14 protein-coding genes are annotated in these 13,572 nt (G+C 39.3%); 1 reads left to right on the top strand and 13 read right to left on the bottom strand.

The genetic code is table 11. The features are described from left to right. Window positions 1–102 precede the first annotated feature (102 nt). Window positions 103–1,218 (bottom strand): glycosyltransferase family 4 protein, encoded by a 1,116-nt coding sequence (locus tag FOT42_RS09495; protein WP_151890333.1) that lies wholly within the window; start codon window positions 1,216–1,218, stop codon window positions 103–105. Next, a complete protein-coding gene (locus tag FOT42_RS09500; protein WP_192938359.1) occupies window positions 1,218–2,261 on the bottom strand; it encodes an O-antigen ligase family protein in 1,044 nt (347 codons plus the stop codon). The genes FOT42_RS09495 and FOT42_RS09500 overlap by 1 nt, the downstream gene beginning before the upstream one ends. A 494-nt stretch (window positions 2,262–2,755) precedes the next feature. Here FOT42_RS09500 and FOT42_RS09505 point away from each other — a divergent pair, with 494 nt between their 5' ends. Then, complete coding sequence (locus FOT42_RS09505) at window positions 2,756–3,619, top strand: O-antigen ligase family protein (RefSeq protein WP_151890335.1); 864 nt, start codon at window positions 2,756–2,758, stop codon at window positions 3,617–3,619. Window positions 3,620–3,645: 26 nt separating this feature from the next. Here FOT42_RS09505 and FOT42_RS09510 read toward each other — a convergent pair whose 3' ends face one another. From FOT42_RS09510 to rfbD, 11 genes are all read right to left on the bottom strand, one after another. Further along, complete coding sequence (locus FOT42_RS09510) at window positions 3,646–4,761, bottom strand: N-acetyl sugar amidotransferase (RefSeq protein WP_151890336.1); 1,116 nt, start codon at window positions 4,759–4,761, stop codon at window positions 3,646–3,648. A gap of 16 nt (window positions 4,762–4,777) precedes the next feature. Then, entirely contained in the window at window positions 4,778–5,533 is a 756-nt protein-coding gene (locus tag FOT42_RS09515; protein WP_151890337.1) for an AglZ/HisF2 family acetamidino modification protein, read from the bottom strand. Then, window positions 5,534–6,142, bottom strand: coding sequence for an imidazole glycerol phosphate synthase subunit HisH (gene hisH / locus FOT42_RS09520; RefSeq protein ID WP_151890338.1), 609 nt, complete (start codon window positions 6,140–6,142; stop codon window positions 5,534–5,536). It abuts the gene before it with no gap. A gap of 5 nt (window positions 6,143–6,147) precedes the next feature. Beyond that, window positions 6,148–7,422: a lipopolysaccharide biosynthesis protein gene (locus FOT42_RS09525; protein WP_151890339.1), complete on the bottom strand. Its 1,275-nt coding sequence runs from the start codon at window positions 7,420–7,422 to the stop codon at window positions 6,148–6,150. A 149-nt stretch (window positions 7,423–7,571) separates the two neighbouring features. Continuing rightward, window positions 7,572–8,516 (bottom strand): Gfo/Idh/MocA family protein, encoded by a 945-nt coding sequence (locus tag FOT42_RS09530; RefSeq protein ID WP_151890340.1) that lies wholly within the window; start codon window positions 8,514–8,516, stop codon window positions 7,572–7,574. Next, window positions 8,513–9,607 carry a DegT/DnrJ/EryC1/StrS family aminotransferase gene (locus FOT42_RS09535; protein WP_151890341.1) on the bottom strand — a complete coding sequence of 365 codons (1,095 nt, stop codon included), beginning with the start codon at window positions 9,605–9,607 and terminating at the stop codon, window positions 8,513–8,515. Before FOT42_RS09535 ends, FOT42_RS09530 begins: the two co-directional genes overlap by 4 nt. Next, window positions 9,604–10,185, bottom strand: a complete 582-nt coding sequence (locus tag FOT42_RS09540) for an acyltransferase (RefSeq protein ID WP_226789844.1) — start codon at window positions 10,183–10,185, stop codon at window positions 9,604–9,606. The genes FOT42_RS09535 and FOT42_RS09540 overlap by 4 nt, the downstream gene beginning before the upstream one ends. Window positions 10,186–10,250: 65 nt before the next feature. Continuing rightward, entirely contained in the window at window positions 10,251–10,784 is a 534-nt protein-coding gene (gene rfbC, locus FOT42_RS09545; RefSeq protein WP_151890343.1) for a dTDP-4-dehydrorhamnose 3,5-epimerase, read from the bottom strand. Then, window positions 10,784–11,653, bottom strand: coding sequence for a glucose-1-phosphate thymidylyltransferase RfbA (gene rfbA, locus FOT42_RS09550; RefSeq protein ID WP_151890344.1), 870 nt, complete (start codon window positions 11,651–11,653; stop codon window positions 10,784–10,786). Before rfbA ends, rfbC begins: the two co-directional genes overlap by 1 nt. A 6-nt stretch (window positions 11,654–11,659) precedes the next feature. Next, window positions 11,660–12,721: a dTDP-glucose 4,6-dehydratase gene (gene rfbB, locus FOT42_RS09555; protein WP_151890345.1), complete on the bottom strand. Its 1,062-nt coding sequence runs from the start codon at window positions 12,719–12,721 to the stop codon at window positions 11,660–11,662. A 49-nt stretch (window positions 12,722–12,770) separates the two neighbouring features. Beyond that, on the bottom strand, window positions 12,771–13,547 hold the full coding sequence (gene rfbD, locus FOT42_RS09560; protein ID WP_151890346.1) for a dTDP-4-dehydrorhamnose reductase: 777 nt from the start codon (window positions 13,545–13,547) through the stop codon (window positions 12,771–12,773). Between the last annotated feature and the right edge of the window lie 25 nt (window positions 13,548–13,572).

Genomic DNA, 13,572 nt, shown 5'->3' on the forward strand with positions numbered 1-13,572 from the left:
CGCTCTAAACAAAAAGGGACTGTGTTTTTTTACGATTATATTTTTGAAGCATTACCTTAAACTTCTAATCGACATCAATAAAAATCGAATTTGTTGTCCTGACTATTCTTTCATGAGTTTTAAGTACATATTGGATAGTTTATAGGCTTCTTTATCCCAACTATATATTTGTTCAACAGCAAGCTTTCCGTTCTTGCCCATATTTTCAGCTTCATCTGGATTTTCAATGATGTAACGTATTGCTTTCGCAATTTCATCAGGGTTTTTGGGATCAACACAAAGACCACAGTTGTTTCCCTCAACAATTTCCTTAAACAATGGGAAATTGGATGCTATGATTGGGATGGACGCTGCCATATATTCAAACATTTTAACCGGGTAACTATGAATAAAATTCGAATGAGGTAAAAGGGTAACCAATCCAGCAACCGATTTGCTCAATTCCTCCGCGACTTTTTCCCTATCTACATACCCATGATATTTTACTTTATTCCACCCTGATAGTTGTTCCACTCCTTCTTTCAGACCCGGATCAGAGAAGCGACCACAAATACTCAACTCAACATCTATGTTCTCCACCGCACGAACCATTTCATAAACCCCTCGCTCCAATATCAAGTCACCAACGTAGGACACCTTGTTGCTTTTTTCGGACCATTTTACTTGATCGGATTCAAATTCGGATAGAACTGGGAAATTGCATAGTGTGTTAAGATTCTTGTTGACTCCTTCAAATCTTTTGTTTATAAATGGGGTCGACGTAAATACAGCACTGAATTTGCTTACTGCATATTTTTCAACACGTTCAAGTATGATTTCTAAAGGTTTCCGAAATAATACCGTTCCAAATTTTTTTACGAATCGCTGTCTTGGCAAATCTTCATGAACATCATAAACAACTTTCTTGCCTTTACGCATCAATTTAAGTCCAACAGGAATCAACTCTGGATCATGAAAATGAAAAATTTGAGCGTCGACCTCTAACGCTTTTTTATAAATATGCTTAGTTGTAAATAGTAATCTGGAGATTTTATTGTTCGGCTTGGGTACCCCAATTATATTTACACCAAACCTAACCTCGTTCGATTTTCCATCGGCAACTATTAAAGAAACATCATAACCTTCGGCGGCCAATGAAACACATTCTTTATAAAATATTCTTGTGTCATATCTTGGATGAGGTGAAGTTAAATGACAGATTTTGGATTTTGGATTCATTATTCTAGTTGGATGTTGTTTTTTAAAGGACAAAAATATAAAAGAGAAAAGTAAAAGATAATAAACAGAACTCCTCTCTGTAAACTGAACACATTCTCAAAAAGACTTAAAATAATTATCATATAAAGTAAGTTTCTTAGCAACCCATTATTTTTTGATCTTAAAAAGATCAAAAAATAAAATACTGGTAACCATAGCGCAAATATTCCATAATCAAGAAGTTCATTTAAATATTGGTTGTGTGTGCTTATAGCATTTGATTCGACACATGCATTCAAACTTTTCATAATAGTGGCTTCATCGGTTCCCAGAATTGGATTTTCAAAGAAAAGCCTCATGGAACAAGTCCAAGAATTTATTCTATTGGAAAAACTAAAGGCAATAGTGTCAAAAAGCTTATTCATATTTAAAAAAATGACCATAACAGTCATAAGAACGATAGAAGCACCAACTGCCCACAATTTTAGCTTAGACTTCCAAAAATAAGGTTTAAGGGCTGAAAGCGCAATGAAAATCAGAGCCAACATCAAGGTTAACTTGCCAGCCATAAAAATCATATGTACAAAAATTATTGCAACTAAAAATCTTGAAACTTCTTTCCTGATTTTTTTACTTGTAATACTGTTGTCAAGTAAAATCATTATTGAAAAAAGCATATAAAGCCCTTGGTAACTGTGGTGGTAGGCCCCTGGAATATTTGTATAGTTGTACTTTAAGAAATGGTCCAAGGCAAATTCAACATTTGCAACTTGATTGTAAAAATATATTAAATAGATATCGGCATATGCAATATAGATTAGAATCCCAAAAACGGTTGATAATAGGACTAAATCCCTGATTTTAGCAAGTTTATTTTTGGTCAAAAAAATTATTGGGGGCAACAATATAAAAGCTAGCCTAACCTCTTTGTAAACAAACTTTAGCCTTCCCTCAACAATGAGCATTATAACGAGATCCAAAAAGAAAACACCCGCCAATAAAATGATTAATTTGTTTTGAAAAATTTTTTGTCCATTAGTGGTTAATTCTTCCTTTGTTGACAATGTTATCAAGTTAATACAAAGTAGGACCAAACTTACGGTGCTGAATTGCAAGGGCAAGGGTAAGACAAGAATAATTGGAAACAGTAGTATGAAGAAATACTTTTGAATATTTTTGTCCATCTTGATTTATTGACTTAATAATAATTTATTTGGTTATCAAATTCACTACAAAACCTAAGCTAAAATATTCAACCGTTCAAAATATCCTTTTTGGATTCTTATTGGCTGCGGGTACAATAAAACCATTCATCAACACGTACCTTACTGACCTTGATGTTACGTTGATTGTGTTTGTGTTGGTCTTTTTTGACATGTTGCTTCAATTTGGAGGTAAATTAACCACAAAAAAACATTCACTCTTCTACATTTTGCTCTTTGTTGTTTTTCATTTGTTGATGTTTATAAGCCTGATCTACTCCAAAGGCTTCAATTTGGGTTTGAACAAAACCTTTCTGTTTTTTATTAATTATATCTTCTTGCTCTATCCTTTATTCATGCAGAAAATTAATGCTAGAATAATATTTTCCACTATTTTTTGGATTATCATTCCTTTGTCAATTTGGTTTATTTTTCAGCGGCTATTTTTATGGGCTCCCGGGAGTGATGTCTTGAAAAACCCGTTTTATGAATTAAGAATATTTTATTTAAATCTTGGTGCCCTGGTTGGCTTACTTGTATTATGGTTTTTTCATCAAAGAAAATGGGAGTTGTTTATTTTTAGCTTAATTGTCCTTCTGGGACTTTCGGCCAGAGGTCCTCTCATTTTTTCTTTATTGATAATCCTATCTATATCAGCGAAAATGTTCTTGTCAAATGTGAAAAAAGTAAAAATCAGTTCTAATAGACTCATAATCTTTGGCAGTTCATTGGTTTGTGTTTTCTCCTTAATGTTTTATTATTCCAATTTTTTCTACAATCTGTTATATGAGAACCTTATTTTAAAACTGCAGGGCTTGTTCTCCTCATTTGATGGTTCAATAATGGGGAGGTTTAAAAGACTGGATTTTGCATTTGAGAACATATTTGAGTCATTTTCTTCTTTTTTCTTTGGTCATGGAATCGGTAGTTTCGGAAAAATGTATAACCAAGAAGAAATTATGGATTATCCCCATAACTTATTTGTCGAATCATGGTTTGAGCTTGGAATTTTTGGATTACTGCTAAGTCTTATAATTTTCTTTTATCCCTTTTTAATAAAAGGAAATCATGTATTCAAAATAATGGCATTGTTTTTCCTTTTGCAGGGAATGAAATCTTATTCATTGGTTTCCATATGGCCAATATTTGGGTTTTACGGGATACTGTTATTCAATAGTCGAACTATTAATTTAACCAGTAATTATCCTCGGAAAACTTAATTACCCTATCGGAAACCCATTGCCTTTCAAGAAAAAAGTTTATCCCTTATTTTAAAACCTAGTTTAAAAAGGCCCTCCACGTTGGGGTAGTCTTTATAGGATTTGTTGGGCATAGCCACAATGTCTTGAAATTCCGTTAAAGAAATCCCCAGTTTTTTTGCCACATATTCCATGTCTTCCAAATGGGAATCACTTGGATAAATCTCTTCTTGCATCTCAGCCAAAGCTTGGTCCCTATCCATCTGTCCAGAGACAATTAAACTGGACAAGTGGGCCCTTCTTTTATCATAACCAAACTTATGTGGCAAATAATATGCCTGAAAAAATTTGGTGAACCTTGATTCATGGTGCTTGCCACCATAGTATTGCCAATCCAGCTTTTCTTTCATGGTTTCCATAGCCCTTTCTTTATCGTATTCAATCATGTTCAGTAATCTCACAACCTTCATTTTCCAGATAAACGGGTAAAAAATGTAATACTTGAAAAAAGAAACAATTGGAAACCTTTTAAGCTTTCTTGTTCCAAACTTTTTATGAATCGATTTTAGGTTTTTCGAATCCATGTTATTGTACCCCCAAGCTTTGGGCAGTATGCTTTCTGTGGCAAAATTTCCTCCACTAAAAACATATTTAATGTTATTCCTAACCGCATAACTGTATAGTGCCGCAAATATGGCGTGATCCTGGGGAACATCTTGATTGGCCACATTGGCCTTAAAATAGGCCAACTGTAGATCCTTCATTTCTTGCCAGTCCACAACATGGGTATGAAGGTCAAGGTTGAGTTTTTTTACAATGTTCTCCACATTCTTAACGGCCATCTCGGAGTTCCAGCCACAATCTATGTGGACCACCAAGGGCCTCAACCCCAACTCTACGACTTTATAGGCCAGGTAAGAACTGTCCACCCCACCACTTAGCCCAATGATACAATCGTATTCTTTTTTCCTTTGGGATGTCTTTATTTGATCAACAATGGCAAGAAGTTTTCTTTCTCCCTCTTTATTTGGAAACCATGTGGTCTTTGCCCTCTCAAACGCATCTGTACAATGGTTACAAATTCCTTTTTCATCAAAGGTAATGTTGGGGTCTGTAGTGTCCATTATGCATCTATTGCATATTTGGTATGATCTTTCTGACATATTGCTTGTTTTGGCTCTATGTTAAACTTTTAATTTCAGATGGATCCAAGTATGATATAAGAACCCCTCTTTTCTTACCCTGAAAAACAAATTTGCTCCCGGCGGCAGCTGAAACACCTTCTATTTGAAGTACTTTCTTAAAATCTTGAAGGTCGTTGGCCCCTCCACAAGCAATTACTGGTATCGTTACTGCATCAGCAATCCTCTGTACCATTTCAACATCATAACCTTCCATGGTACCATCCCTTTCTATACAATTGAGAAACAGTTCTCCTGCACCTAACTCCTCCATCTGTATGGCATAAGAAACTGGGTCTATTTTGGTGCTCTTTCGTCCCCCTTCCACAAAAACCATCTGTTTGCCGAAGAGGTTCTTTTTATAATCCACGGATACTACAATTGTGGAACTACCAAAGAGGTTCGCTGCATCCGAAATTAGTTTTGGATTGTGAAAAGCTGCACTGTTGATAGCTACCTTCTCGGCCCCGGAAGCTATTAATCTCCTTATCTGTTCTACATTTTTGACCCCCCCCCCATAACAGAAGGGCATAAAGCACTCGGACGCAATATCCTGAATCAATTGATAAGAAGGTTCTTGCTTGTTCCGTGTTGCGTCTATATCCAAAAAAACCAACTCGTCCACTTCCTTCTCATTAAAAATCTTGACCGCATTGATGGGGTCTCCTATATATGTAGACTTTTTGAACTTTATCGTTTTTACAAGTCCATTGTTCCTAAGCAACAAACAGGGAATAATTCTTTTTAGTGCCATCTAATAATTTTCAATGAAGTTTTTTAGCAGCTTCATTCCAAATTTATGGCTTTTTTCAGGATGAAATTGAGTGCCCAAAATATTGTCCTTTTCCAAAACAGAATCAAACGTGACATCATAGATGGTCTTCGCAATGCTACTAGCATCATTGGCCAAGGCATAGAAAGAGTGTACAAAGTAGAATTTTGGATCAGGGTACATATCTTTGAAAAGCAGGCTGTCCGATACTGCCTTAGTGTAGTTCCAACCCATATGCGGGGTTTTAAATTTTTTTTCTGAAGGCCTAAAACGCACCACATCGGCATCAATCCAACCAAGCCCTTTTTCTTTCCCTTCCTCACTTCGATTGCATAAAAGTTGCATTCCTAGGCAAATTCCCAAAACGGGGGTTCGGTCGTTCAGCACCCTATCGTTTAACACGTCCCATAATCCATGCTCTTTTAGGCTATTAACACCGGAATCATATGCCCCTACGCCTGGGAGAATTATTTTTTGGGCAGTTTTAATTTGTTTGGGGTCCGAAGTCACCATGGATGGCACCCCAATTTTTTTCAACATATTTTGAATAGAGCCAAGATTTCCAACTTTATAATCTACGATTGTAACCATAAAAGTTATTTTCCCTTTGCAAATTGATAGGACAAATACAGATTAATCACATACAAAAAAGAATATGATCCTGTAAAACAAATTAAAGCCAATCTTATATTATCATAAGACACCCCCACCGCAAACGAAGTTACGGTTACCGTAAACAGGCCAATTTGCCATATTAAATCTATATGCTGCTTTTCTGCAATATTAAACATATAACTCAGGGGACTTGCAATAAACTTGAAGAAAAAGAGCACGGCCATTATTTGGGCAAACTCGCCTGCAATGGACCATTCATTCCCGAAGATAAAACCAAACAGAAAGGGGCCGAACAAAAACAAAACCAAACACGGCAATATGGCAAGAGCAGCCAATGTCTTAAAGGTCTTGACAAATATTTCCCTGCAATTCCCTTGCGTAATATAGTCTTCACTGGCTTTCTGTTTAAACACATCCAAAACCGACCTTCCCAACAGGCTTATCGGCGCGTTGAGTGCACGCTCCATCAAGGAATAGTTGCCAAGGATTCCTGCATTAAAATAATTGCCCAACAAAAAAACTGGTAGTTGGTTTGAAATAACATTCACAAACTCTCCAGGTAAAGTAAATATGGGAAATCTCTTATACCTGTTGGCCATTTTGCTCATGCTTTCTTTATTATAATGAAATAAAAAATTAGCATTGCCGTTTCGTACCCGTTTCATCAAATAAAATACGGAGAGAGCTCTTCCAAAGATAAACCCACTTATCAGTCCATGGGCCGTATTGGTTGTTGTCCCTATTAGAAGTTGAGTCCCGGTCATTGAGCCACTATTCACAACTTTGCTCTTGGCCATTGTCTTGTAGTCACTATTCCTATTGAGCCAAAAACTTAGTGCATTAAAAACTCCCATTAAAAAAACAGATAGTGGTGTAAAATATAACCACTTTGCCACTTCTTTCTTTTGTTCGGGTTCAGATGTTAGCATTGCTGCTATTTCAACATTTAAAAACAAAACCAATAACAGCAGAATAAAGCTTGTCAACGCTGCAATAAACAATGCTAACAGAGCTATGTTTCCGGCCTCTTTATCTTCTGTTGGCAATATAATGGCCAAATCATATTTCATGGAAACCAAAACCGTTCCAACAGCTACCACAGACATATAAATGGCAAACACAGCAAAATCATTGGGGCTATAAATTCTAGTCAAAACTGGGGAGAGCCCCAAAGGAATTGCTTGGGCGACCGCAGTGCCCGAAACCAAGGTCAATACATTTCTCGAGAATTTTGATTTAAGAAATTTAAAGTCCATTTTTGGCTTCTGATAGAAAAATTTAGTTTTCTGTCCTTTTTTAGTGTTAATTTATCTCGATGTCTTTATTGCACTGATTAATCGCATCTATTGTTCTATTCGGACTTTAATCAAAACCCAAACGTTGGCAATATCGTTGACATTATAGTTTAAGTGTTTCGTAACATATTATGATAGCTTCCTTGAATGCCTTTTGGAGTAGTTGTCCTGATTTCATGCACTATTTCAATAGCAGTCCTGGCAGCTTCCAACCCGTAACCCTTCCCATCCAAAATGTCCTTATAAACCATGGTATGCAAGTCCGTAAACCCTCCGCTGAACTCCAATTCTTCACCATTAATGGTAATTGACCTAAATGTCGTTTGCCCTTTTTCTTTCACTTCTTTTGGAAGATACTCCGAGTTTATGGACAGAAACCATCTCACCCTGGCATTGTCAAACTCCAAATAGCCTGCTGCCCTATCCTTTTCATGGACATGCACTATATTTTCTTGGACATCACCAAAAATCCATGATAGCATGTCATAAAAGTGCACGCCTATGTTGGTCGCTATCCCTCCTGATTTGCTCACATCCCCTTTCCAAGACGTCTGGTACCAGTGCCCCCTAGAGGTCAAGTAAGTGAGATCCACTTCAAATTTGGTGTCTTTTTTTGCTTGGGCCACTTTCTCGCGTAAGGCAATGATGCTAGGATGCACCCTTAGCTGAAGTATATTATAGACCTTCTTCCCCGTGTTTTCTTCAACTTTCTTGAGCTTATCTATGTTCCACGGGTTGAGCACCAACGGTTTTTCACAAATGGCATCTGCTCCACTACGGAGTGCGAAGCGTATATGCGCATCGTGCAGATAGTTCGGGGAGCAAATGCTCACATAGTCCAAGAAAACATCCTTGTCGTATTTCAGTTTCTCTATATGGCGGTCAAACCGCTCAAACTCAACAAAAAAATCGGCATCAGGGAAATAGGAGTCGATGATGCCCACACTATCCCCTTTGTCATAGGCGGCAAGCAGGTTGTTCCCTGTATCCTTTATCGCCTTCATGTGTCTGGGAGCTATATAGCCCGCCGCACCTATAAGTGCAAATTTCTTCATAGTAGTGTATTGAGTTTTGATGTTATATGGTCTATTTCTGCTTCATCCAAATATGGGTTCATGGGAAGGCTCATGACTTCTTGGGCACACAATTCTGAAATGGGAAAATCTCCTGTTTTATAACCTAAATAAACAAAGCATTTTTGGAGGTGCATCGGAATGGGGTAATGGACCGCTGTCGGAATTCCCGACTCCTTCAATTCTTTTTGTATCCTGTCCCTGTTCTTTACCCTGACCGTATATTGGGCCCATACCGATGTCCTGTCCGCTTTTATAGTTGGTTTTATGATATTGTCGGAAAGTTTGTCGGAATACTTCTTTGCGACCGCCTGTCTTCTTGAAATATCATTTTCATAGGTCTTCAACTTTACATTCAAAATTGCAGCTTGGAGATTGTCCAATCTACCTCCCATCCCAATATAATGATGTGTATATCTTTCCACTTGGCCATGTACCCGCATGGCCTTTATTTTTTGATAGTCCTCCTCATTGGATGCAAAGATCGCCCCGCCATCACCGAAGCAGCCCAAGGGTTTTGCAGGGAAAAAACTGGTACACCCAAATGTGGATACATTACAACTTCTTTTGCCCTTATAGGTTGCTCCAAAGCTTTGGGCCGCGTCTTCTATCACGGCCAGGTTGTGCTTTTTGGCTATGGCATTGATTTCATCCATGTCTGCCACTTGTCCATAAAGCGATACCGGCATGATCGCCTTGGTTTTTTTTGTGATGGCTTCTTCTATCTTGGATACATCAATATTGTACGTTTCTTCATCAATGTCAACAAAAACAGGTTTGGCCCCCAGACAAGCTATGGTCTCCGCTGTGGCAATAAAAGTAAAAGGTGTGGTTATCACCTCATCCCCCGATTTCAACCCCATGGCCATCATAGCCAAAAGAAGAGCATCGGTCCCAGAGGAACAGCCCAGTGCAAAATCATTGCCGACAAACTTTCCCAAGTTGTGCTCAAACTCATCGGTTTCCTTTCCTAAAATATAGTTTGCCGAGGACATCACCTCCAAAGAGACTTTCTGGAATTCTTCCTCATGTTCTTTATATGCCTGCGTTAAATTGGCAAAATCGATGTTCATATAGCTTTTTTGACCTCGTTGTTTTTTAGAATATATTTTTCCCTGCTTTCTGGGCAGATGGCTTCTCCGTTCTTGTCAAAATGTAGTCGGTGTCCATATTCACTCACCCAACCCATCTGTTTTGCGGGATTTCCTACCACTAGGGCATAGGGGGCCACTTCTTTTGTGATTACCGCCCCGGCCCCGATCAATGCATATTCTCCAATGTCATTGCCACACACAATGGTTGCGTTTGCTCCAATCGTTGCCCCTTTTTTGACAACCGTTCTCATATATTCCCCCCTTCTGTTGATGGCACTTCTCGGATTGATCACATTGGTGAACACCATCGATGGACCCAAGAACACATCATCTTCACATATCACCCCGGTATAAATGGACACATTGTTCTGGACCTTAACATTTTTTCCAAGAACGACATCCGGTGAAACGACAACATTCTGGCCAATATTACATGATTCTCCTATCTCACAACCTGACATGATATGGGAGAAATGCCAAATTTTTGTGCCTTTCCCAATAGTACAGCCATCATCAACTATTGCCGATTCATGGGAGAAAAAAAGGGGTTCATCCACCATTATACTTTTCGTTATATTATTGCTTCTATCTTAATTAATTACATTGTCCCTCTTGAAATCATCTAATTTAGGAGGGGCAGTTCTTTGTCTTTTTCCAAAAGAACCAGGTCTTCAAAATTCAGCTCCCATCCAATAGCTAGTGTGTTATCATCATATCTAATACCCCCTTCAGCCTCTTTTTTATAATAATTATCACACTTATAAAAAACATTCGCCGTTTCACTCAGGGTCAAAAAACCATGGGCAAAACCTCTTGGTATAAATAACTGCTTTTTGTTCTCATCGCTCAATTCAATGGACAAATGCTGACCAAATGTGGGAGAATCTTTACGCAAATCTACCACAACATCTTGGATTTTGCCCTGCAACACCGAAACCAATTTGGCTTGGGCGTGCTCTCCCTTTTGAAAATGGAGGCCGCGAAGCACTCCTTTCTTTGAAAAAGATTGGTTGTCCTGTACAAAATGTACCTCTCCTCCAATGGCTTTACAGAAATCCCTTTGGTTATAGCTTTCAAAGAAATACCCCCTTTCGTCCTCAAATATCGTGGGCTCTATGATAAAGCACCCTTTTAATTTGGTTTCAATAGCCTTCATCAGATCTCTTTGTTCAAAATGCCCAACAATCGGTTGCCATATCCACTTTTTAGCAGTGGTTGGGCCAATTCCTTAAATTGATTTTTATTGATATAGCCCATCTCATAGGCTGCTACTTCTATGGCCCCTATGACCACTCCTTGACGTTCCTCGATCACCTCAACAAACTGTGAAGCCTGCATCAGGGCCTGGAAAGTGCCCGTGTCCAACCAAGCCGTTCCCTGATCTAGAATACTCACGTTGAGCTTGCCCCTTTTCAAGTATTCCTTATTGACATCCGTTATTTCCAACTCTCCTCTTGCACTTGGTTGTATCCTTTTGGCTATGGAAACTACCTCGTTGTCATAAAAATAGATACCGGGCACCACATAATTGCTCTTGGGGCTTTCGGGCTTTTCCTCTATGCTGATGGCCTTTCCTTCACCGTCAAACTCCACCACACCATATCGCTTGGGATCATTCACCCTGTAGGCATAGATAATCCCTCCCTGGGGGTCATTGTTGGATTGTAACAACTTGGACAGTCCTGTTCCATAAAAGATATTGTCTCCCAAAATCAAGGCCACTTTGTCTTGCCCGATAAATTGCTCCCCAATGATAAAGGCCTCTGCCAATCCGTTCGGTTCTTCTTGGACCGCATAGGAAAACGAGCAGCCATATTTTTTTCCATCCCCCAACAATTCTTGGAACAACGGGAGGTCCTTCGGGGTGGAAATGATGAGTATTTCCTGGATTCCCGCATACATAAGGGTGGATAGCGGGTAATAGATCATGGGCTTGTCATAAATGGGCATCAACTGTTTGCTCACCGAAAGGGTCAATGGATGCAGTCTGCTGCCGGTCCCTCCTGCCAAAATGATTCCTTTCATACTGCTCTACGGTTGATATTGTTTTTGATAGTACAATTTGTAATCCCCAGAAGTGACATGGTCCAGCCATTCTTGGTTGTCCAAATACCAATCAATGGTACGTTCCAAGCCTTCCTCAAAGGTCACGGACGGTTTCCAGCCCAATTCCCTGTTGATCTTGGAAGCATCTATGGCATATCGCAGATCATGCCCAGGACGATCTTTTACAAAAGTGATCAGTTTTTCCGATGTTCCTTCCAATCTATTCAGCTTTTTGTCCATCAATTGGCACAATAGTTTTGTGAGGTCAATGTTCTTCCACTCATTGAACCCGCCAATGTTGTACGTTTCTCCATCCCTTCCTTCATGGAAAACCAAATCAATGGCCGCGGCATGATCTTCCACATACAACCAATCTCGGGTATAGTTTCCATCACCATATACGGGCAACGGTTTCTTCTGGATGATGTTGTTGATGAACAGTGGAATCAGCTTCTCGGGAAAATGGTTGGGTCCGTAATTGTTCGAGGAGTTGGAAATCACAAAGGGCAGACCGTACGTTTCACCATAGGCCCTTACAAAATGATCTGAACTTGCCTTGGAGGCAGAGTAAGGTGAATTTGGGCTATAAGGGGTCGTTTCCGTAAAAAGCCCTGTCTCACCAAGAGTACCATAGACTTCGTCCGTGCTGATGTGGTAAAACCTGAAATTGGGATTTTCCTTCACAGCCTCCAATGAAGCATTCAGGAGATTTACGGTGCCAAACACATTTGTCCTCACAAAGGACAAGGGGTCGGAAATGGACCGGTCCACATGGGATTCTGCGGCCAAATGGATCACGCCATCAAACTTGGCTTTGGAAAAAAGATCATTGGTAAAACCTGCATCCACAATATCCCCTTTGGCAAAGGAATAGTTTTGAGCGTTTTCAACATCTTTTAGATTTTCCAAATTGCCTGCATAGGTCAGGACATCAAGGTTATAAATATGATAATGTGGATAGCTGTTCACAAAATGCCTGACCACATGGGACCCTATGAAGCCTGCTCCACCTGTGATTAAAATATGCTTGGGGGTGTTTTTTTCCATTTGCACCTCTATGTAAAATGGCCAAAAGTGTTCCCTGTCTTATGTTTGTTCAAGAAAGGATGCTGTTCTTTGGCCTTTTTGCGAAAGTACGATAATTCGTGGCCAAAACAAGGTTCACCTTGTCCGTCAATCCCTTTTCATCCAGAATTTGCTTGGCGAAATCATACCAGGTCATAGGCTTGCCATCGGTTACATGATAGGTGCCGAAAGGTTTGTTCTCCATCAAAATGTTTTCCAGAATAAACTTGACCAGGGTTTCGGTGTTCGTGGGGCATCCCTTTTGTTCGTCGGTTATGCACAGTTCCTCCCCTTCTGAAACTTTCTTTAAAATGGTCCTGTAAAAGTTGTGTCCGTACTTTTTACTATACAGCCAAGAGGTTCTTATTATGTAATGCTTGTCCAATAACTCCCTGATATACTGTTCTCCTTTCAGTTTGGACTTTCCATATTCGTTTATGGGGTTGGTTGCATCTTCAACGGTATATGGCCCTTCTTTTGTGCCATCAAAGACATAATCGGTTGAGATGTGAATCAAAGTAACTCCATGATCCTTACACGCCTTTGCCAAATTTTTGGCCCCTTCGGCATTTACTGCAAAAGCAGGTTCCGGGGTCTTTTCCGCTTGTTCCACATTGGTGTAGGCGGCACAATTGATGCAATAATCGTAATTCCCCTGTTGAAAGATCTTTTTTAATGTTTCTTGGTCCGTAATGTTCGCATCGGATGAATCCCTAAAATCAAAAAACATCTCCTTTACAAAAGGTGTAAGCTCCTTGAGGGTCTGGCCCATTTGGCCGGCCGATCCGCTTACAAGAATCCTTTTCATATAGCAGTGATTTCGATAGTTGAAC

This window comes from Flagellimonas hadalis (genome assembly GCF_007785775.2).
GTDB classification, from domain to species: Bacteria; Bacteroidota; Bacteroidia; order Flavobacteriales; family Flavobacteriaceae; genus Flagellimonas; species Flagellimonas hadalis.